This is a genomic window from Streptomyces sp. NPDC057438, assembly GCF_042802995.1.
GTDB lineage: Bacteria > Actinomycetota > Actinomycetes > Streptomycetales > Streptomycetaceae > Streptomyces.
On record NZ_JBHVDD010000009.1, the window covers coordinates 55,018 to 74,095 of the forward strand.

At 71.5% G+C, this 19,078-nt stretch carries 20 protein-coding genes and 1 riboswitch; of the genes, 11 read left to right on the forward strand and 9 right to left on the reverse strand.

From position 1 onward, the window contains the following. Window positions 1-14: 14 nt before the first annotated feature. Together ACFU5F_RS08100 and ACFU5F_RS08105 are read right to left on the reverse strand one after the other, a co-directional pair. Window positions 15-239, reverse strand: a complete 225-nt coding sequence (locus ACFU5F_RS08100) for a DUF397 domain-containing protein (RefSeq protein ID WP_383883632.1) — start codon at window positions 237-239, stop codon at window positions 15-17. Window positions 240-248: 9 nt separating this feature from the next. Then, window positions 249-1,109 carry a helix-turn-helix domain-containing protein gene (locus tag ACFU5F_RS08105; RefSeq protein WP_383883635.1) on the reverse strand — a complete coding sequence of 287 codons (861 nt, stop codon included), beginning with the start codon at window positions 1,107-1,109 and terminating at the stop codon, window positions 249-251. Window positions 1,110-1,356: 247 nt separating this feature from the next. Between ACFU5F_RS08105 and ACFU5F_RS08110 the strand changes: the two genes are divergently transcribed. After that, window positions 1,357-1,815, forward strand: coding sequence for an ATP-binding protein (locus ACFU5F_RS08110; RefSeq protein ID WP_383883637.1), 459 nt, complete (start codon window positions 1,357-1,359; stop codon window positions 1,813-1,815). On the opposite strand, the gene ACFU5F_RS08115 is transcribed toward ACFU5F_RS08110, so the two are convergent. From ACFU5F_RS08115 to ACFU5F_RS08130, 4 genes are all read right to left on the reverse strand, one after another. Beyond that, window positions 1,787-2,341, reverse strand: coding sequence for a DUF6328 family protein (locus ACFU5F_RS08115; protein ID WP_383883640.1), 555 nt, complete (start codon window positions 2,339-2,341; stop codon window positions 1,787-1,789). The two genes, ACFU5F_RS08110 and ACFU5F_RS08115, sit on opposite strands and share 29 nt — an antisense overlap. Before the next feature lie 79 nt (window positions 2,342-2,420). Further along, window positions 2,421-2,894, reverse strand: coding sequence for a C40 family peptidase (locus ACFU5F_RS08120; RefSeq protein WP_383883643.1), 474 nt, complete (start codon window positions 2,892-2,894; stop codon window positions 2,421-2,423). A gap of 3 nt (window positions 2,895-2,897) precedes the next feature. Next, a riboswitch (cyclic di-AMP (ydaO/yuaA leader) is annotated at window positions 2,898-3,109 on the reverse strand. Between the two features lie 331 nt (window positions 3,110-3,440). Then, window positions 3,441-3,758 carry a hypothetical protein gene (locus ACFU5F_RS08125; protein WP_383883645.1) on the reverse strand — a complete coding sequence of 106 codons (318 nt, stop codon included), beginning with the start codon at window positions 3,756-3,758 and terminating at the stop codon, window positions 3,441-3,443. Window positions 3,759-3,765: 7 nt separating this feature from the next. After that, window positions 3,766-4,422, reverse strand: a complete 657-nt coding sequence (locus tag ACFU5F_RS08130; protein WP_383883648.1) for an ATP-dependent Clp protease proteolytic subunit — start codon at window positions 4,420-4,422, stop codon at window positions 3,766-3,768. Between the two features lie 312 nt (window positions 4,423-4,734). On the opposite strand from ACFU5F_RS08130, the gene ACFU5F_RS08135 reads away from it, so the two are divergent. Continuing rightward, window positions 4,735-5,013, forward strand: a complete 279-nt coding sequence (locus tag ACFU5F_RS08135; RefSeq protein ID WP_383883651.1) for a type II toxin-antitoxin system Phd/YefM family antitoxin — start codon at window positions 4,735-4,737, stop codon at window positions 5,011-5,013. 229 nt (window positions 5,014-5,242) lie between these two features. On the opposite strand, the gene ACFU5F_RS08140 is transcribed toward ACFU5F_RS08135, so the two are convergent. Next, entirely contained in the window at window positions 5,243-6,334 is a 1,092-nt protein-coding gene (locus ACFU5F_RS08140) for an ABC transporter permease (protein ID WP_383883654.1), read from the reverse strand. Between the two features lie 186 nt (window positions 6,335-6,520). Here ACFU5F_RS08140 and ACFU5F_RS08145 point away from each other — a divergent pair, with 186 nt between their 5' ends. The 8 genes from ACFU5F_RS08145 (at window position 6,521) to ACFU5F_RS08180 (ending at window position 14,133) form a co-directional block, all read left to right on the forward strand. Continuing rightward, on the forward strand, window positions 6,521-7,159 hold the full coding sequence (locus ACFU5F_RS08145; protein WP_383883657.1) for a TetR/AcrR family transcriptional regulator: 639 nt from the start codon (window positions 6,521-6,523) through the stop codon (window positions 7,157-7,159). A gap of 248 nt (window positions 7,160-7,407) precedes the next feature. Then, window positions 7,408-7,710 carry an urease subunit gamma gene (locus tag ACFU5F_RS08150; protein ID WP_383883821.1) on the forward strand — a complete coding sequence of 101 codons (303 nt, stop codon included), beginning with the start codon at window positions 7,408-7,410 and terminating at the stop codon, window positions 7,708-7,710. Between the two features lie 43 nt (window positions 7,711-7,753). Next, window positions 7,754-8,065 carry an urease subunit beta gene (locus ACFU5F_RS08155; RefSeq protein WP_383883824.1) on the forward strand — a complete coding sequence of 104 codons (312 nt, stop codon included), beginning with the start codon at window positions 7,754-7,756 and terminating at the stop codon, window positions 8,063-8,065. After that, the gene (locus ACFU5F_RS08160; protein WP_383883659.1) at window positions 8,058-9,779 is read left to right on the forward strand and encodes an urease subunit alpha; all 1,722 of its coding nucleotides are present in this window, start codon (window positions 8,058-8,060) and stop codon (window positions 9,777-9,779) included. The genes ACFU5F_RS08155 and ACFU5F_RS08160 overlap by 8 nt, the downstream gene beginning before the upstream one ends. A 78-nt stretch (window positions 9,780-9,857) precedes the next feature. After that, window positions 9,858-10,532: an urease accessory protein UreF gene (locus ACFU5F_RS08165; RefSeq protein ID WP_383883662.1), complete on the forward strand. Its 675-nt coding sequence runs from the start codon at window positions 9,858-9,860 to the stop codon at window positions 10,530-10,532. Window positions 10,533-10,890: 358 nt separating this feature from the next. Then, window positions 10,891-11,574, forward strand: coding sequence for an urease accessory protein UreG (gene ureG / locus ACFU5F_RS08170; RefSeq protein ID WP_383883665.1), 684 nt, complete (start codon window positions 10,891-10,893; stop codon window positions 11,572-11,574). Beyond that, a complete protein-coding gene (locus ACFU5F_RS08175; protein WP_383883827.1) occupies window positions 11,571-12,371 on the forward strand; it encodes an urease accessory protein UreD in 801 nt (266 codons plus the stop codon). Before ureG ends, ACFU5F_RS08175 begins: the two co-directional genes overlap by 4 nt. A gap of 172 nt (window positions 12,372-12,543) precedes the next feature. Beyond that, window positions 12,544-14,133 (forward strand): alpha/beta hydrolase, encoded by a 1,590-nt coding sequence (locus tag ACFU5F_RS08180; protein WP_383883667.1) that lies wholly within the window; start codon window positions 12,544-12,546, stop codon window positions 14,131-14,133. Between the two features lie 103 nt (window positions 14,134-14,236). Here the strand turns inward: ACFU5F_RS08180 and ACFU5F_RS08185 are convergent, their stop codons facing one another. Both ACFU5F_RS08185 and ACFU5F_RS08190 read right to left on the reverse strand, forming a co-directional pair. Beyond that, entirely contained in the window at window positions 14,237-15,262 is a 1,026-nt protein-coding gene (locus tag ACFU5F_RS08185; protein ID WP_383883830.1) for an NAD-dependent epimerase/dehydratase family protein, read from the reverse strand. Between the two features lie 101 nt (window positions 15,263-15,363). After that, complete coding sequence (locus tag ACFU5F_RS08190; RefSeq protein ID WP_383883669.1) at window positions 15,364-16,083, reverse strand: lysophospholipid acyltransferase family protein; 720 nt, start codon at window positions 16,081-16,083, stop codon at window positions 15,364-15,366. 651 nt (window positions 16,084-16,734) lie between these two features. On the opposite strand from ACFU5F_RS08190, the gene ACFU5F_RS08195 reads away from it, so the two are divergent. Then, window positions 16,735-18,885: a SpoIIE family protein phosphatase gene (locus tag ACFU5F_RS08195; protein WP_383883672.1), complete on the forward strand. Its 2,151-nt coding sequence runs from the start codon at window positions 16,735-16,737 to the stop codon at window positions 18,883-18,885. The last annotated feature ends 193 nt before the right edge of the window (window positions 18,886-19,078 follow it).

The following is a 19,078-nucleotide window of genomic DNA, read 5'->3' on the forward strand; positions in this document are numbered from 1 at the left end:
GCGGCCGGTGGCGCTCACCGCAGTGTGGTGACGAATCCCTCCCAGGTGTCGGGTTCGAACAGCAGGGCGGGCCCCGCCGTGTTCTTCGAGTCGCGTACGGCCACCAGCCCGGCCCAGCGGCCGGATCGCGGACGGGCCGTCTCGACACAGTTGTTCATCCCGGTGCTGCGGCTGCTGCGCAGCCATCGCACATCACGCAGTTCGGTACTTGCGGGAACGTTCCGAGGCAGTGCGGACATGGTGCCTCCTTACGCGCCGGCGGCTAGCCCGGCGAGGTAATCCAACGAGTCCTCGGGCGAAAGGGCGTGGATCTGAAGGGCGTTGAAGGCCTCGACATACGCCTTGAGGTCTTCTTTCCGTTCGAGGTAGAGGCTACTCGTCAAGTGGTCGAGAACAACCACATCCAGATCAGACGTGCTCGGAAATGAGAAAATTACGAAAGGGCCCGTGACGCCGATGTGTGCCCCGGCAGTGAACGGGAGCACCTGCAGTCTCACCTGGGGCAGCCGCGCCGCCTCGACCAGACGGGCCAGCTGCCGGGCCATGACCTCGGGACCGCCCACCTCGCGCCGGAGAACGCCCTCGTCGAGCACGGCGCTCAGCCTCATCGGCGGATTTCCGCACAGCACCTTCTGCCGCGCGAGCCGCACCTCCACGAGCGCGTCGAGTTTGTCGTCTTCCAGCCCCTCCACCGCGGCCCGCGTCACCGCCCGCGCGTACTCCGGGATCTGCAGCAGACCCGGCACCACCGAGGTCTCCAGCGTCCGCATGCCCCCCGCCTGCGACTCCAGGCTGATGAAGTCGCGGTACGCCGGCGGCAGTACCCCCCGGTACGCGTGCCACCAGTTGTGCCGTCCGCCGCCGTCCTCGGAACCGGCGAGCGCCAGGAGCAGCTCGCGTAACTCGGTGTCGTCGATCCCGTACGCGTCCAGGAGCTTGCGGACGTCCGCGGGCTTCACCCCGCTGGCGCCCGTCTCGATCCGGCTCACCTTGGACTGGTGCCAGCCCACCCGATGGGCCGCCTCGATGCTCGTGAGCGCGGAACGGGTGCGCAGGACACGCAACTCGGCACCGAGCTTGCGGCGGCGCACCGCGGGACCGTACTGCATGGGATTCTCCTTCCGCCCGGCGCCCGACGGCGGGGTGACGACAGAGGATGGACCAGGACCCCACCCAAATACGTTCGGCCGTCGGATAGTTCACCGCTTCGAGCGACAGATATATGCACATCTTGGTGGATCGCCGCGCGTGACGGCCCAGGTAGTGGCAGTCTGGCGCGAAGCACCAGTCCGGGACCGCAGTCGAACCATCCGCTCCCTGTCGGACACCGGTCCCGTGGGAAAGGGACGCCTCGCCATGGCAGATCACCTGGAAGCATCCGTCACTCTGCCGAGCGATCCCGCCTCGGTGTCCGCAGCCCGGAACTACGTCGCCAGCGTGCTCGCCGAATGGGGCCTGCCGGGCGACACGGGCATCGCGGACACCGTGCGCCTGATCGTGTCCGAACTCGCCACCAACGCCGTCCAGCACACGTTGGGCCAGTCTCCCACCTTCACCGTGGACATCGCGCTCGACCGGGACGAACACCTGCGCATCGGTGTCACCGACAGTCATCCGCGCTTCCCCAGACGCCTGCCGGCCGCCGTCCAGCAGGACAACGGCCGGGGCATGGTCATCATCCGGTGGCTGACCGCCGAGTGCGGCGGCAGGCTGAGCGTCAGACCCACGCGGGAGGGCGGCAAGACGGTGGCGATCGAACTTCCGTGGACGGTCCCCGTCCAGCCGGTCACCGCGGGTGGCCCGCCGGAGACCTGACAGAGCGGCTCTCCGGCCCGGCCGGTGACGGCAGCGGCGGTGTGGCGCCACGGTCGGCGGCGCGTCCCACCACGCGCGGGAGCAGGCCCCACAGCAGGAGGCACACCAGAAAGGTGCCGGCTCCGGCGACGATCCCAGCCCTCCGGCCGAGCGTCACGTCCACGACGAGCAGGACGGAACCGGTGAAGGCCGGCATCAGGACGATCATGCCCGCGCTGGCCAGCCGGGACGAGACCCGGACGATGGCGGGCTTGGCGTTCTGCTGGAAGAGCGAGCGGTGCAGGGCGGCCGGCGCGGTGAAGAGGGCCGCCGCGAGAACGGCCAGCAACAGCGTGGTGACGTAGGTGACACGTTGGAACGTGTCCAGATCCGGAAAGCGCGGGGTGAAGGCCAGCGTCAGCAGGAACGCGAAGAGGATCTGTACCCCGGTCTGGGTGACCCGCAACTCCTGGAGCAACTCGGAGAAATTGCGGTCGGCGCGTTCGAGGGGGGTCTCATTACGCCCGGTGGTGGGTACGTCGGCCATGACCGGACGGGTAACCACATGGGCGGGACATACTCCGGGCGAGGGGCGGCGGACAGCGCCACCGCCCCCCGGCGGTGGGTCAGCGGACCCGGCCGTACCAGACGTTCTTCGTCCAGATCTTCTGCAGCCGGACGACGTCACCCGTCTTCGGCGAGTGCCAGAGCTTCCCCTTCCCCGCATAGATGCCGACGTGGTACACGTTCGAGCCCGAGTGGAAGAAGACCAGATCTCCGAGCTTGCGGCTGCCCGCGGAGATGTGCTTCGTCTTGTTGTACTGCTGCTGGGCAGTACGAGGCAGCTTCTTGCCCGCCTTCTTGAACGAGTAGAGCGTCAGCCCCGAGCAGTCGAACCGGCCCGGACCCACGGCGCCGTACTTGTAAGGGGAGCCCTTCTTCGAAGCAGCGACCTTGAGTGCCTTCGACGCCACCGTGGCGGCCTCGGCGCCGGATGCGGCGCCCGGGACCACGATGCTGCCGCCGACGGCGGCGATGGTCAGAGCCGAGGCCGTACCGGCCCGGGTCAACAGCGACGGGACACGATTCAGCGCAGACATGCGCAACCCTTCGTCAGCCGCCTGTGAAGGATGACCTGTCGGATTCGGGCTGGCGAAGTTGCCCGGCCGCTGACGCGGCTTCACCCCAAGGGCTGCTCGGCGCGGTCATGGCGTGACCGTTCCGGCGACCCGTCGTGCTTGGGTCCTCCACTCCTGCCGATGCAATCCTGTCGACCGGTCATCCGGGCGGCGGCAGGACTCGGCGTCCACCCGGATCGCCCCGCCGCTGCGGCGGGGGCTTGTCGTCAGGAAGGGATCTTGGCGTACTCAAGTGCGAAAATCCCAACGGAACCGCGGATTTGTGGTCTTACTCACCACTCACCCGTTCGGGTGGACAGGGTGATTTCCATGGTTGTGTCCCACTGGTCGAGGAGGTCCGCACCAGCACCGGAATGCCGTACTCCGGCCATGTACCAGGCATCTTGCGCAACTTTACAGGTCCTCACGACGTATGGGCCGATGGGTCGATCGCGGTAGGCCGACCGGAGGGCGACGAGCCGGGACCGGACGCCCCGTCAGTAGTACGCGGCGCGATGCGCGATCGGTTCAGGCCGGCGAGTCCTCCGCCTCCGGCGGCAGCGCCACCCGCCCGGCGCGGCGCTCCCCGTCCAGGACGCGCAGGGCCCGCGCGAGCGTCGGGGCGTGTACCTCGTTCTCCCCGCGCCTGTGCATCAGTTCGAGCGCGTCACGCAGCGCGGCCGCCTTCGAGACGAGCGCCTGCGCCGCGCGCAACCCGCGGTACGTGTCGCCCGGACGAGCCGGATTGATCCGGCCGATCAGATCCAGCACGTCCAGGTAACGGTCGATCAGCTCCGCCTCGGCGCGGGTGAGCGCGGGCAGCGGTGGCAGTTCGGGGGGCAGCATCCGCGCCTCACCTCACGCCGGGGGTCGGGGGCGAGGGGGGTGCGGGACGGGTCTTGCGGCTTCCGACCACCCGGTCGGCCAGGCCGTACGCCACCGCCGCCTCGGCGTCGAGGAACGTGTCACGCTCGAGGTCGGCGCTGATCCGCTCCGGGCTCTGCCCCGTGTGCCGGACCAGCATCTCCTCCATGTTCCGGCGGTTGCGTGTCAACTCCTCGGCCTGGATCGCCAGATCACTGGCCTGCCCCTCGATCGGCTCGGCCAGGGCCGGCTGGTGGATCAGTACGCGGGACCCCGGCAGCATCGACCGCTTGCCCCGGGTGCCCGCCGCCAGCAGGACCGCGGCGGCCGAACCCGCCTGCCCCAGACAGACCGTCTCCACGTCACAGGTGACGAACCGGATGGTGTCGTAGAGCGCCGTCATCGCACTGAAGGAGCCTCCGGGCGAGTTGATGTACAGCGCGATGTCCCGGTCCGGCGCCTGGTGCTCCAGGTGCATGAACTGCACCATCACGTCGTTCGCCGACGTGTCGTCGATCCGCGTCCCGAGGAACACGATCCGTTCCTCCAGAAGCTTCGAGTACGGATCCATCGTCCGGTACCCCGCACTGGTGCGCTCCGTGAACTCGGGCAGCACATGACGGGCCGACGGTCGGCGCTCGGGCATGGGTGTGCCTCCTCTGATCGACTTCCGTAAAAAATGTACAGGACGTACGTACCGGGGAGGAGGGGATCGGCTGAGAGCGAAAAGATCCTGCCGACAGACCGTTCGAGGCGAGGACCACCCCTGCCGCCGCCGAACCCGAGTACCCGAGCGGCGACCGCCTGGAGAAGCCGGACATCGTTCCCCCGTGTCTGGTGGTCAAGAACGCCTCCCGCGGGAGACCGGGCCCGATCGTGCGACCGGGGCGACCGCCCTGGGCCAGAACGGGATCTTCCACGCCGGGCTGTGCAGGGGGCCCGGTCTAAGCTGGACTCCATGGCCTACGAGATTCCGGTGACGCAAGCCAGGGCTGAGCTCGCCGAACTGATCAACCGCGTGGTCTACGGCGGCGAGCGCGTCGTCGTGACGCGCCACGGCAAGCCCCTCGTCGCCCTGGTCTCCGCCGCCGACCTGGAGCAGCTCGAAGCCCTCCAGGAACCCACGGACGAGCCGGTGATCAGATCCGTCTCCCGAGTCCGCGAGGTCGCGCCGGCGACCAGGGAACAGCAGCGGTTCGGCATCGCGGCGGAGCACCGGGGGACGGGAGCCTCCTAGCGGCGGTGCGGGGCTGGGCCGCCCCTGGGTCGGCGGCCGACTGGTCAGCCTCGCGGGGTGAGGGTGCGAGCCGGATGGGGATACGGCCGCCCGTGCTGCTCGCGGCTGCGCGGCGCTGCGGAGTTCGCGGCTGAGGGTGCCCCCGCAGCGCGGAGGCCGTGCGCCCCCGTCCGCTACGTCGGGGGCGCACGGCCGGTCCTGGTGGAGGCCGGGGTCGGCCTCGGGCGGGTCAGCCGACCGGGACCGGGCCCTGCCCGGTGGTGGTCGGCCCGGTGGGCTTCGGGTGGCGCTTGAGCAGGTGGCCCAGCAGGACCGCCGCCAGGCCGAAGGTCGCCCAGGCGGTCAGGACGAGGGTGGGGGCGAGGGCGGCCGCGCCGTCGAAGAAGGACACCGAGCGCAGCAGTGACGCACCCGCACCCGGCGGGAGGAGCCGGCCGAGGTCGCCCGCCGGCTCGGGCAGCAGCTGGGGGGCGGTGGCGGCGCCCGCGAAGGGGTTGCCGACGAACACGATCAGCAGGGCGCCCAGTCCCAGACCCGGCTTGCCGAGCAGGGAGGCGAACCCGGCCACGGTGCCGCCGACGGCCAGGGTCGTCAGGCTCAGCACGCCGGCCTCGGCCCACCAGTGGCCGCCGAGCACGCCCAGCCAGCTCTCCGTGATCGCGGTGGCGGCGAGCCCGACCGGCACGGCGGCCCCGACCAGTGCACCGGCCGCACGCCACCGGCGCAGACCGAGCAGGGTGACCATGACGCCGGACGCGGTGCCGGCCAGGGTCAGCGGCAGCACGCTCGCGCCGAAGGCCGAGCCCCGCGGGTCGTTCGGCGAGGTGGCCACCACATCGGTGGTCGCGACCCGGACCCCCTCCTCGGCGGCCTGCTGGGTCACGGCCTGCTGCAGCAACTGCGCCACCATCGGGCTCGCGGCCGAGGCGGTGAGCAGCTTCGGCCCGGCCGGGGTGACGACCACCGCGCCGTATACGGTCCGGTCCTCGATCGCGTCCCGCGCGGCCGCCTCGTCGCCGTAGCGGTGGATCTCGAAGGCGCCCTCCCGGTGCGCCAGTCGCTGCTCGACCTGGGTGACGGCGGTGGCCGGTCCGGCGACACCGAGCGGCAGGTCGCGGGGTGCGGTCCGGGCGTTGGGCCAGGCGAAGGCCCAGAGCGCGAGGGCCGCGATGATCGGGATCAGGACGATGACGGCGACCGCGCGGCGGTTCGGCGGTACCGAATGGGCCGGGGCCGATGTGCCGACGGCGATGGCAGGAGTGGTGCCTGCGCCTGTGTCGGTGGCCTTGGCCGCGGTGGGTGCTGCGGACGGGGCGGACATGGTTCTCCTTGGCGGGGAGCAGGGGTGGTGGGCGGGGTGTCGCCGGGGCGGTTGCTGGGCGGCGGTGCGGCGGTGTGGCGGTGCGAGGTCCACGCTAAAAAGAAGGAGCGTTCGTTTTTCTTGACTTCACCATGCTCCCGGCGTCGCGCCTTGTCAAGAAGGAACGTTCGTTTTACGTTTGGCGACATGCCCCGCGTATCCCAGGAGCGTCTCGACGCCCGCCGCCGCCAGATCCTCGACGCCGCCGCCCGCTGCTTCGCCCGCAACGGCTTCCACGCCACGTCCATGCAGGACGTGCTGAAGGAGGCCGACCTCTCGGCCGGGGCCGTCTACCGGTACTTCAGCGGCAAGGAGGAACTGATCGCGGCGATCGTCGGAGAGGTCCTCGACGACGTCCGCAGCGCATTCGAGGAGGCGGCGCGGCAGGGCCCACCTCCGTCGCCGGACGTCCTGCTCGGCACCGTGCTGCGCCGCATCCTGCACCGACAGCCGTCGCTGGGGGAGGAAGGGGAGTCCCTCTACCCGAAGCTGATGGTGCAGGTGTGGGCCGAGACGCTGCGCAATCCCGAACTGCACGCGATCCTCGCCCAAGGGTTCGCCCAGGTCCGTAGCCCGTGGATCAAGATCGTCGAGGCGTACCAGGACGCCGGGATGATGCGCGCGGACATTCCCGCCGTCAGCGTGGCACGCACGATGGTCGCGCTGGCCCAGGGCTTCGCGGCCCAGAACGCGCTGTTCGGTGACGTACCGGTCCAGGTACTGGAACTGGGCGTGAAGGCCTTGATGAGCATGGAGGGCAGGGACGACCCCAGCCGAGCGGTGTAGAGGCAGGAGCGGGGGCGCGGCGATTCGGGGGCGCGACCCGAGCGGGGCCTGGTCAGGGGGAGCGCAATCCGTGCGGGGGTGGTGGGACGGCCCGGCGTACGGCGGGCCGGCGCGCACGGTGATCACGGTCCGGTTAACGTCGCCGAAACGCCGCCCGATTAGCCTGCGGCCACGCCACCAGCGAATGTGCCCGGTGGCGAGGCACCCGGACCCCGCACGGTCCGGAGCGAGGATGTGAGGTGGACGCCGTGCAACTGACCCCGCACGAGCAGGAGAGGCTGCTGATCCATGTGGCGGCCGACGTGGCGGAGAAGCGCCGGGCCCGCGGGCTGAAGCTGAACCACCCCGAGGCCGTGGCGCTCATCACCGCTCACCTCCTCGAAGGCGCGCGGGACGGCCGTACCGTGGCCGAACTCATGGCGTCCGGGCGGAAGTTGCTCACCCGTGAGGACGTCATGGAGGGCATCCCGGAGATGATCCACGACGTCCAGGTCGAGGCCACCTTCCCGGACGGCACCAAGCTCGTCACCGTCCACGACCCGATCGTCTGAGAGGGCCGCGATGTCCACGATCCGATCCTCCGAGGGGACCGCGATGGTTCCCGGCGAGACCCTCTTCGCTTCCGGCCCGATCGTCTACAACGAGGGCCGCGAGGTCACCCGGCTCACCGTCCTCAACGCCGCCGACCGGCCCGTGCAGGTCGGCTCCCACTACCACTTCGCCGAGGCCAACCCGGGCCTGGAGTTCGACCGCGCGGCCGCGCGCGGGAAGCGGCTGAACGTCGCCGCCGGCACCGCCGTGCGCTTCGAGCCCGGGATCCCCGCCGAGGTGGAACTCGTACCCCTCGCCGGCGCCCGTGTCGTGCCCGGCCTGCGCGGGGAGACCGGAGGTGCCCTCGATGCCTGAGATCTCGCGTGCCGCGTACGCCGACCTGTTCGGCCCCACCACCGGTGACCGCATCCGGCTCGCCGACACCGATCTGCTCGTCGAGATCGAGGAGGACCGCTGCGGCGGACCCGGACTCGCCGGTGACGAGGCGGTGTTCGGCGGAGGCAAGGTCATCCGCGAATCCATGGGCCAGGCCCGCGCCACGCGCGCGGAGGGCACTCCGGACACGGTCGTCACGGGCGCGGTGATCATCGACCACTGGGGCGTCGTCAAGGCCGACATCGGCATCCGCGACGGCCGGATCACCGGCATCGGCAAGGCCGGCAACCCCGACACCATGGACGGCGTCCACCCCGACCTGGTCATCGGCCCTGAGACGGAGATCATCGCGGGCAACGGGCGGATCGTCACCGCCGGCGCCATCGACGCACACGTCCACTTCATCTGTCCGCAGATCGCCGACGAAGCGCTGTCGTCCGGTGTGACCACACTGGTCGGCGGCGGCACGGGACCGGCAGAGGGCTCCAAGGCCACGACCGTCACCCCCGGCCCCTGGCACCTGGCCCGGATGATGGAGGCGATGGAGGCGTACCCGCTCAACATCGGCTTCCTCGGAAAGGGCAACACGGTCTCCCAGGAGGCGATGCTGTCCCAGATCCGCGGCGGCGCCCTCGGCCTCAAGCTGCACGAGGACTGGGGCTCGACCCCGGCCGTCATCGACGCTTCGCTGACCGTCGCCGAACGGACGGGCATCCAGGTCGCCATCCACACGGACACGCTCAACGAGGCCGGGTTCGTCGGTGACACGCTCGCCGCGATCGCCGGACGCGGCATCCACGCGTACCACACCGAGGGTGCGGGCGGCGGGCACGCGCCCGACATCATGACCGTGGTGTCCGAGCCGCACGTGCTGCCCAGTTCCACCAACCCGACCCGGCCCTACACCGTCAACACCGCCGAGGAACACCTCGACATGCTGATGGTCTGCCACCACCTGAACGCGGCCGTGCCGGAGGACCTGGCGTTCGCCGAGTCCCGCATCCGGCCGTCCACCATCGGCGCCGAGGACATCCTGCACGACCTGGGCGCGATCTCGATCATCTCCTCGGACTCGCAGGCCATGGGACGGGTGGGCGAGGTCATCCTGCGCACCTGGCAGACCGCGCACGTGATGAAGCGGCGGCGGGGCGCGCTGCCCGGTGACGGCCGCGCGGACAACCACCGCGTACGTCGCTATGTCGCCAAGTACACGATCAACCCCGCTCTCGCGCAGGGGCTGGCCCGTGAGATCGGCTCCGTGGAGACGGGCAAGCTCGCCGACCTCGTCGTCTGGGAGCCCGCGTTCTTCGGCGTCAAGCCCCAGCTCGTGATCAAGGGCGGACAGATCGCCTACGCGCAGATGGGCGATGCCAACGCCTCCATCCCGACGCCGCAGCCCATCCTTCCGCGCCCGATGTTCGGGGCCATCGGACGGGCGCCCGCCTCGAACTCGTTCAACTTCGTGGCGCCGCTCGCCGTCGAGGACGGGTTGCCGGAGCGGCTGTCGCTGGGGAAGCGGTTCGTCGCGATCGAGTCGACCCGTGGGGTCACCAAGGCCGACATGCGCGAGAACGACGCGCGGCCGGCGGTGCGCATCGACCCGGACAGCTTCGCCGTGCACATCGACGGGGAGCTGGTGGAGGCGACACCGGCCGCCGAACTGCCCATGGCACAGCGGTACTTCCTCTTCTGATGGCCGACGTGGTGTACGGGATGCGCGGGGTGCGTCGCCGGACGTTCGGGGTGCGACGTCCGAGGAGCGGGGGCCGCGATGTCTAGGGCCGCGCTTCTCGTGCTGGCCGACGGCCGGTTCCCCGCCGGAGGGCACGCGCACTCCGGCGGGGCCGAGGCGGCCGTCAAGGCCGGGCTGATCACCGGGCCGGAGGAGTTGGAGGCGTTCTGCCGGGGGCGGTTGCACACGGCCGGACTGGTGGCGGCGGCACTGGCCGCCGCCGCCGCGCTCGGGGTGGATCCGGCGACCCTGGACGCCGCCGCCGATGCCCGGACGCCGTCCGCCGCCCTGCGGGGCGTTTCGCGGAAGCTGGGGCGGCAGTTGATGCGGGCGGCGCGGGCGACCTGGCCTTCGGCGGAACTGGACGCGCTGGCACGGGAGTTCCCCAAGGGGGCGCATCAGCCGGTGGTGTTGGGGGTGGTGGCGCGGGCGGCCGGGCTGGGGGCGGACGACGCGGCGTACTGCTCGGCGTACGAGAGTGTGAGCGGGGCGGCGAGTGCGACGGTGCGGTTGCTGAGTCTTGATCCGTTCGACGCGACCGGGGTGCTGGCGCGGTTGGCTCCCGAGCTGGATGTGGTGGTGGGGGAGGCGGTCGACGCGGCTCGGGGGGTGGGGCGTGCGGGGGTGGGGTGTCTGCCTGCGGCGTCCGGGCCGCTGTTGGAGATCGGTGCGGAGGTGCATGCGGGGTGGTCCGTGCGGCTGTTCGCATCCTGAGTTTCCTCGCCCCCGCCGCCCCTACCCGTCCCATCGTGAGGGGGCTGCCCCTCTTCAACCCCCATCCGCCGGCTCGGTGGGGCTTCTCGCGCAGTTCCCCGCGCCCCTGAAAGCCAGGGGCTGCGGCCGTGCTTTTCCGGCCCGCCGCAGGTTGCCTTTCAGGGCCACCGGGGGCCTGTGTCCTTAGGGGCGCGAGGATGTGCGCGATCAGCCCCCACGTATCCGCACCCGCCCTTCGACCGCCCCACCCACCCCCTTCCGCGAACCCACCCCCTTCCGCGAGCCCACCCCCTTCCGGGATCCCGTCCCACCACCCCTCTCCCGCGAACCGCACCCACCAGTGCAAAAGGAGTCACTCATGCATCTCGATCACACTCATACCCAGGACGGCCCCGCGGCCGTCGGCGCGGACGCGCGGCGGCCCGACGGTACCCGGCGGGCCCTGCGGATCGGGCTCGGCGGGCCCGTCGGGTCCGGGAAGACCGCCACGGTGGCGGCGCTGTGCCGGGCGCTGCGGGACGAGCTGTCGCTCGCGGTCGTGACGAACGACATCTACACGCGCGAGGACGCCGAGTTCCTGCTGCGCGAGGCCGTGCTGCCGCCCGAACGGATCACCGCCGTGGAGACGGGGGCGTGCCCGCACACGGCGATCAGGGACGACATCTCCGCGAACCTGGAGGCCGTGGAGGACCTGGAGGACGAGGTCGGGCCGCTCGACCTCATCCTCGTCGAGTCCGGCGGTGACAACCTCACCGCCACCTTCTCCAGGGGCTTGGTCGACGCGCAGGTCTTCGTCATCGACGTGGCCGGCGGGGACGACATTCCGCGCAAGGGCGGCCCCGGCGTCACCACCGCCGACCTGCTCGTCGTCAACAAGACGGACCTCGCGCCGTACGTCGGTTCCGACCTCGCCCGGATGGCCGCGGACGCGAAGGCGCAGCGGGCGGAACTGCCGGTGGTGTTCCAGTCGCTGCGCACCGAGACGGGCGTCACGGACGTCGCCGCCTGGGTGCGCGAGAAGCTCGCGGCGTGGACGGCATGACGACGGCACCGGACGCCGCCGTGGAGAAGGCCCACGGGACGGCCGGTGTCGGGGCCACCGCTCGGATCGTGGCCCGCGCCGACGGGCGGGGCGGCACGGCCGCCCTGCCCGTGCTGGAGAGCGACGGGCCCCTGGCCCTGCGCCGCACGCGGGGGAGCGGCGACGAGGCGCGGGTCATGCTCGTCGGAGCGATGAGCGGCCCGCTCGGCGGGGACCGGTTCGCCGTCGAGGCGGAGGTCGGTGCAGGTGCCCGGCTGCGCGTCGGGTCGGCCGCAGCGACGATCGCGCTGCCGGGCCAGGCCAAGGGCGAGGCTCACTACGGCGTACGGATCGAGGTCGCCGCCGGAGGCGAACTGCATTGGCTGCCCGAGCAGTTGATCTCGGCGAAGGGCAGTGATCTGTACGTCTCGACGCGGGTGGACCTCGCCGAGGGCGCGCGTCTGGTGTTCCGGGAGGAGCAGGTGCTCGGCCGGTCCGGGGAGGAGTCCGGGCGGCTCACCAGCCGGCTCGGCGTGTGGTCGGGCGGACGGCCGCTGCTCGACCAGCAGGTGAGCTGCGGACCGGGGGCGCCGGGTGGCTGGGACGGGCCCGCCGTGCTGGGCGGGTACCGGGCTTTGGGGCAACTGGTCGTCGTACGGCCGGAGTTCGCCGAGCGGGTGCCCGGGCCGAAGGTGCTGGGGGAGACCGCCGTGCGCACCCCGCTCGCCGGGCCCGCCGTGCTCGTCAGCGCCCTCGCGCCCGACGCGCTGGGGCTGCGGCGCCTGCTCGACGACGCCCTTGCCGAACTGGATGACTGAGGAGCCGCGGACCGGTCGTCCGCCCATCCGCTGAACGGGACTTTCCGCACCGGTTATCGGATTAGTAAAGAACTGTTCTCTCCTCTGTTCTCAGGTACCTGACAGGTACGAGGATCCCCGTGACCATGTCGCATCTTCGCAACGATGTACGGGGAGTTCCCTCTTGAGAGGTATGAGGCCGACCAGAAGGGCGGCAGCGTTCGGCTCCGCCGGACTGCTCGTCACGGCGACGCTGATAGCGGGCGCCGTCGCCGCCCCCGTGGCCAGTGCCGCGGACAGCGCGCGCGTGCAGAACCGCGAGGCCAAGGGCGTTGCCCTCGCCGCCGCCAAGGCGGCGAAGAAGGGCATCGACTGGCAGGACTGTCCCGAGGGTTGGGGCCTGGAGAAGCCGATCAAGTGCGGCTGGGTCTCCGTGCCCCTGGACTACGCCGACCCCAACGGCAAGCAGATCGAGCTGGCCGTGGACCGTATCGGCAGCACCGGTACGAAGGAGGAGCGCCAAGGCGCGCTCGTCTACAACCCGGGTGGTCCGGGCGGCTCCGGCCTGCGCTTCCCGCGCCGGGTCACCACCAAGGCCCCGCTGTGGGCCAAGACGTCCAAGGCGTACGACTTCGTGGGCTTCGACCCGCGCGGAGTCGGCAAGTCGGCGCCCATCTCCTGCGTCGATCCGCAGGAGTTCGTGAAGGCGCCCAAGATGGACCCGGTCCCGGACTCCGAGGCCGACAAGGTGAAGCAGCGCAAGCTCGCGGCCGACTACGCGGCGGGCTGCCAGAAGCGCAGCGGCGAGATGCTGCCCCACATGACGACGCCGAATACCGCGCGCGACCTGGACGTCATCCGGGCCGCCCTGGGGGAGAAGAAGCTCAACTTCCTCGGCGTCTCCTACGGCACGTACATCGGCGCCGTCTACGGCACCCTCTTCCCGGACCACGTGCGCCGCATGGTCGTCGACAGCGTGGTGAACCCCTCGCGCGAGAAGATCTGGTACCAGGCCAACCTGGACCAGGACGTCGCCTTCGAGGGCCGCTGGAAGGACTGGACGAAGTGGGTCGCGCAGAACGACGCGACGTACCACCTCGGGAACACCCAGGCCAAGGTCCAGGCGAAGTGGCTGGAGCTGCGCGCCACCGCGAAGAAGAAGCCCCTCGGCGGGCTCGTCGGCCCGGCCGAGCTGATCTCCTTCTTCCAGAGCGCCCCGTACTACGACTCCGCGTGGGCGCCCACCGCCCAGGTGTGGAGCAAGTACGCCGCCGGTGACACCCAGGCGCTGGTCGACGCCGCCGCCCCGGACCTCACCGACACCGCGGGCAACGCGGCTTCGGAGAACGGCAACGCCGTCTACACCGCGGTCGAGTGCACCGACGCCAAGTGGCCCACCAGCTGGCGGAAGTGGGACCGCGACAACACCAGGCTGCACCAGGACCACCCGTTCATGACCTGGGCCAACGCCTGGATGAACCTGCCGTGTGCCACCTGGGGGTCCAAGCAGTACACCCCGCTGAACGTGAAGACCAAGGTGGGCCTGCCGCCCGTCCTGATCGTCCAGTCCGAGCGGGACGCGGCCACGCCGTACGAGGGTGCCGTCGAACTGCACAAGCGGTTCAAGGGCTCCCGTCTGATCACGGAGCAGAACGCCGGCTCCCACGGCGTCACCGGTCTGGTGAACCCGTGCGTCAACGAGCGCGTGGACACCTACCTGCTCACCGGTGAGGTGGGCGGAGCCGACGTGAAGTGCGCGCCGCACGCCACGCCCGCTCCGTAGGACCTGCCGTGGTTCCGTGACGTGACCGAGGTGACGTGACGGAAGGGGGGCGACCGGAACACGCCGGTCGCCCCCTTTTCCATACGCTCACACCGTCACACCGTCACACCGGGCGCCCCGCCAGCCACGCGTCCTCCGCCGCGTAGTCGAAGAGGTTCCCGTACACCTCGGCCATCCTCGGGTACGCCTCCCGCCAGTCCCCTCCGCCCGCCAGCCGGCCCTCGATCCAGGCGACCGTCTCCGGCAGCGACTGCGCGTACCGGACCACCGGACGGTAGCCCAGCTCCCGCTCCGCCGCCGACATGTCGCACACCACGGGCGTCGGCACGGACCAGGGCGTGTCACCCACGGCGGGAGCCGGCGCGGGGCCGTCCACCAGGACGTTCTCCGTGTCGACGCCCATCACCGCGTCGATCGCGGCGGCGATCTCCACGACGGTCGGCGCCTCGGGGTCGACCGCGTTGAGCACCCGGGTGCCCGGCCGGGCGGCGGCGAGCCGGACCAGCTCGGCGATGTTGTGGACACTCGCCGGGTGGAAACGGCTCGCGCCGCCGTACGCGAGGACCCGGCGGGGCCTGCCGTCCAGGTTGCGCTTCACGAAGTACAGCTCGCGCGGTGTGCGGCAGTGCGGCCCGTGGACGGCGCCCGCGCGCAGCAGGGTCGTGGGCAACCGGTCGCCCCCGGCGAGGAGTTCACGCTCCAGGCCCGCCTTGCGGGTGCTGTACGAGGTGTCGCCCGGTCGGATCGTGCGCTGACTCTCGGGGAGGGGCACGGGGTACTCGGGGAAGCCGTCCGGCTCCGCCTGGGTGTCGAAGGTGCGGCCCTTGTCGTCCTCGTACACCGACACACTGGAGACGACGACCGCCGACCCGACCCGGTCGGCCCGCGCGAGCAACTGCCGGGCGTGTGCGGGGCCGTAGGCGACCACGTCCACAAGGACGTCACAGTCGTCGCCGATCGCGGTCGTCAGCGCCGCGTCGTCCTCGCGGTCGGCCGGTACCGCCCGCACCTCCTCGGGCCATCCCGCGTCCCGGCCGCCGCCCCGCGAGACGGCCGTCACCGCCCAGCCGTCCCGCGCCAGCGCGCCCACGGCCACACGCCCGATCTGTCCCGTCGCCCCGATCACCACAGCACGTCGTGTCATGCGCCGACCGTACGACGCCCGCGCCCGGTGCGCCGGGGTGCTCTGCCACCGGCAGAACGACTCGGCCACCGGCGGCGGCGTGCCGGTCAGCTCAGCGGCATGCGCGGGAACCTGCGCTCCCTGGCCGCCGCGGCCTCCTCCGCCTTCACCACGGCCGCGTACTGGTCGACGTACTCCTGGTCGGAGAGCGACAGGATCGCGTACATGATCTCGTCGGTGATCGCGCGCAGCACGGCCTTCTCGCTCTCCATGCCCTCGTAGCGCGAGAAGTCGAGCGGCTTGCCGAAGCGGATGACGACGGGGTGGATGTTGGGGATGACCTTGCCCGGGGGCTGTGCCTCGAAGGTGCCGATCATGGCGCAGGGGATGACGGGCACCTTGGCCCTGAGCGCCATGACCGCCACGCCGACCTTGCCCTTGTAGAGACGGCCGTCGTGGGAGCGGGTGCCCTCCGGGTAGATGCCGAGGAGTTCGTCCTTGCTGAGCACACCGAGCCCCTCGCGGATGGCGGCCTGACCGGCCTCCTTGCCGGAGCGGTCGACCGGGATCTGTCCGGCGCTGCGGAAGAAGAACGCGGTCAGCCGGCCCTTGAGACCCGGGCCGGTGAAGTACTCGGCCTTCGCCAGGAACGTGATCCTGCGCTTGAGGATCGCGGGCATCAGGAAGTGGTCCGAGAAGGACAGGTGGTTGCCCGCGACGATGGCCGCGCCCGACGACGGGACGTGTTCGAGGCCCTCGATGCGAGGCCGGAAGACCAGTCGCAGCAGCGGACCCAGAAGCACGTATTTGAGCAGGTAATAGAACACGGCGTCTCCCTCGCGCTACCCGATCGACTCTGTGGACGTGTTCCGCCAGGTCACGGAAGCCATGCGCGCTCGCGATCCCCTTGTGGGCAGGGCCCGTCCGCGGCCGGGTCCGATCGTGCTCACGCTGACTCCTCGCTGACGTCGCTGACGGTGCGTCAGGCGCATGTGCGCTGGTGGGCCTCGTCCCGCGTGTCGACAGTTGATCGTAGCCCGCCGTGCCGTGTCACCGGGAGCACCCGGAGGCGCCTACGTCACCTCGCGCGGACTTCTGGCCGAACCGTGTGGGCGGCGGAGGGGGCTGTGCGGTGCGCCGGCCGGTGTCGAACAGCGGAGCGACACCGGCGGGCCATGGGTTCCGGCAGCGGTGCCGGGGCGGGGGCGGGGGCGGCCGGCCCGGAGCCGAGGCGCGGTGAGGCGCTGGAGGGGAGACCGAGGGCCGTTGCGGCGGTGGCCGCGGCCGGGCGGAGGCACGGCGGATTCGGCGTGATCCAGTGTGCTCCGCCGGCCACCGCCTCACCGGAGCCGTGCGCGGCACCCCCGGCCGTCCGCCGGCGGGGGAGTGTCGCGCCGGACGAACCGTGCTCCTGATCCACATGCCGTCACCCGCGTGCTGGCTTAGCGTCTGGATATGGGCGTCAGGTGCTGCGCCGTATGACCGGGTCCGGTGGGAGTCCGGGTGCGGCCGATCCGTTGGGTGAGAGCCTGGCGGCGGCGGTGCGCCGTACCGGTGCCCGCTCCGGCGGCGTGTACCTGCTGGATCCGGCGGAAACCACGCTGGGGCTGATCGCGCTGTGCGGCGTACCGGTCGACGCCTTCGCGCCGTGGTGGCGGGCCCCCTTCTCCGTGCACGGACCGAGCCAGGACGCGATCCGCAACGAACGGCTCGTCTGGGTCAGTTCCCTGGAGGAACTGGCCCGCTGCTATCCGCGCGTCGCGGCGGGCATCCCCTACCAGCTCGCGTTCGCGGTCCACCCCCTCGGCGAGATCCGGCACGGCCGGGGCGCGCTGCTGCTGATGTGGGCACCCGGACGTTCCCCCCGGCTCAGCCGCCGTGAGCGCGGGAACATCGCCTTCAGCGCCCGCCGTATCGCCCGTGTGCTGGACGCGGAGGCCCGTCCGCCGGCCATCCCCGACCGGCCCCGCTTCGTCCGTCCGTCCCGGCACGCTCCCGTCCCGCAGTCCGGTCGCGCCGCGGCCGAGATGGTGGAACGTCTCCCGATCGGCACCCTCGCCCTCGACCTGGGAGGATGCGTCGCCTACGTCAACGCCGCAGCCGCCGACCTGCTGGGCAGACCGGCGGAACACCTGCTGGGAACCCAGCCGTGGCAGTCACTGACCTGGCTCGACGACATCGCGTACATGGACGCGTACCGCACCGCCATGAGCAGCCGCGAGCCGGTCGCCCTGACCGTGGTGCGCCCTCCCGACCAGCGGCTCGACCTCCGCCTGCACACGGACGACAGCGGCACCAGCGTTCTCATCTCCCCCGACCCCGCGTCCAGGCCCCTCGGCGCGCGGCCCACGCCCGCCCCCGAGCCCGTCCCCGGGCCGGCCGACGCACAGCCCGCGCTCACCGGGGCCCCGTCGCACAGCCGCATCCACCTGCTGATGGCCCTGGCCGCCGCGCTGACCGACACCCTCGGTGTGCAGGACGTCGTCGACCTGGTCGCCGAGCGGATCCTGCCTGCCTTCGGCGCCCACGGCATGATCATGTCCACCGCCGACGCAGGCCGTATCCAGATCATCGGACACCGCGGCTACGACCCCGCCGTCATCGAGCAGTTCGACGGCATGCCCACGGACGCCGATCTGACCCCCGCCGGCCGCGCCCTGACCTTCGGCGCCTCCTCGTTCTTCGCCGACCGCGGCGAACTGTCCCGCTTCTATCCCCGAGCCCCGCAGATCACCGACAAGCACGCGTGGGCCTTCCTGCCGCTGCTCAGCTCCGGGCGCCCCATCGGCTGTCTCCTCCTCGCCTACAACGAGCCGCACGCCTTCACCGCCGGCGAGCGCTCGATCCTCACGCCCCTCGCCGGGCTCATCGCCCAGGCCCTGGACCGCGCACGCCTCTACGACGCCAAGCACAACCTCGCGCACGCCCTCCAGCAGACCCTGCTGCCCCACGCCCTGCCCACCGTGACCGGGCTCGACGTGGCGGCGCGGTATCTGCCCGCCAGCCACGGCATGGACATCGGCGGCGACTTCTACGACCTCATCCGCCTCACCGACACCACGGCCGCGGCGGTCATCGGAGACGTGCAGGGCCACGACATCACGGCGGCCGCCCTCATGGGCCAGGTACGGATGGCCGTGCACTCCCACGCCACGGCCGGAGCCGCTCCCGACCAGGTCCTCGCCCGCACCGACCGGGATCTGGCCGACCTCAACGCCAGCCGTTTCGTCTCCTGCCTCTACGCCCACCTCGACCTCGGCCGCCGCCAGGTCACCCTCGCCAGTGCCGGACACCCGCCCCCGCTGGTGCGGCACCCCGACAAGCGGAGCCATCCGGTGGACATCCGCCCCGGCCCCCCGCTCGGCATCGGGGTCGGCACCCCCGTCTATCCGCTCACCACGCTGTCCCTGGCCCCGGAGACCCTGCTCGCCCTCTACACGGACGGCCTCGTGGAGGACCCCGGCACCGACATGAGCCGGACCATCGCGAGCCTCGCCCACCACCTCGGCCGGGCCGGCGACCTCCCGCTCCACCAGCTCGTGGACAGCCTGGTACGCCACATTCGCCCCACCGGCCGGCACACCGACGACATCGCCCTGTTCCTGCTGCGGCCCCACCGCGCCGCCTGACCCCGGCCGGGACCCGGTGTCCCGGCACGCCACATCTGGTGCTCGGGCCAGACGTAGCACGAGTCGAACGGGCCACCGCTGATGCGCACGAGCCGGACGGAACTCGCCGCCGCCGGGCTCGCCCCGCGCCGGACGGCCGAAGTTCCGGGTGTCGACGAAGATGCCGTTGACCTTGTACTCGGGCTCCAGCAGC

Bases quoted from the DNA above. Each gene is read 5' to 3' on its own strand.
- ACFU5F_RS08165 (WP_383883662.1), top strand. From the start codon at position 9,858: ATGTCTAGGGCCGCGCTTCTCGTGCTGGCCGACGGCCGGTTCCCCGCC.
- ACFU5F_RS08140 (WP_383883654.1), bottom strand. From the start codon at position 6,334: ATGTCCGCCCCGTCCGCAGCACCCACCGCGGCCAAGGCCACCGACACA.
- ACFU5F_RS08195 (WP_383883672.1), top strand. From the start codon at position 16,735: ATGACCGGGTCCGGTGGGAGTCCGGGTGCGGCCGATCCGTTGGGTGAG.
- ureG (WP_383883665.1), top strand. From the start codon at position 10,891: ATGCATCTCGATCACACTCATACCCAGGACGGCCCCGCGGCCGTCGGC.
- ACFU5F_RS08145 (WP_383883657.1), top strand. From the start codon at position 6,521: ATGCCCCGCGTATCCCAGGAGCGTCTCGACGCCCGCCGCCGCCAGATC.
- ACFU5F_RS08100 (WP_383883632.1), bottom strand. From the start codon at position 239: ATGTCCGCACTGCCTCGGAACGTTCCCGCAAGTACCGAACTGCGTGAT.
- ACFU5F_RS08110 (WP_383883637.1), top strand. From the start codon at position 1,357: ATGGCAGATCACCTGGAAGCATCCGTCACTCTGCCGAGCGATCCCGCC.
- ACFU5F_RS08155 (WP_383883824.1), top strand. From the start codon at position 7,754: ATGGTTCCCGGCGAGACCCTCTTCGCTTCCGGCCCGATCGTCTACAAC.
- ACFU5F_RS08105 (WP_383883635.1), bottom strand. From the start codon at position 1,109: ATGCAGTACGGTCCCGCGGTGCGCCGCCGCAAGCTCGGTGCCGAGTTG.
- ACFU5F_RS08175 (WP_383883827.1), top strand. From the start codon at position 11,571: ATGACGACGGCACCGGACGCCGCCGTGGAGAAGGCCCACGGGACGGCC.
- ACFU5F_RS08125 (WP_383883645.1), bottom strand. From the start codon at position 3,758: ATGCTGCCCCCCGAACTGCCACCGCTGCCCGCGCTCACCCGCGCCGAG.
- ACFU5F_RS08130 (WP_383883648.1), bottom strand. From the start codon at position 4,422: ATGCCCGAGCGCCGACCGTCGGCCCGTCATGTGCTGCCCGAGTTCACG.
- ACFU5F_RS08115 (WP_383883640.1), bottom strand. From the start codon at position 2,341: ATGGCCGACGTACCCACCACCGGGCGTAATGAGACCCCCCTCGAACGC.
- ACFU5F_RS08160 (WP_383883659.1), top strand. From the start codon at position 8,058: ATGCCTGAGATCTCGCGTGCCGCGTACGCCGACCTGTTCGGCCCCACC.
- ACFU5F_RS08180 (WP_383883667.1), top strand. From the start codon at position 12,544: ATGAGGCCGACCAGAAGGGCGGCAGCGTTCGGCTCCGCCGGACTGCTC.
- ACFU5F_RS08135 (WP_383883651.1), top strand. From the start codon at position 4,735: ATGGCCTACGAGATTCCGGTGACGCAAGCCAGGGCTGAGCTCGCCGAA.
- ACFU5F_RS08120 (WP_383883643.1), bottom strand. From the start codon at position 2,894: ATGTCTGCGCTGAATCGTGTCCCGTCGCTGTTGACCCGGGCCGGTACG.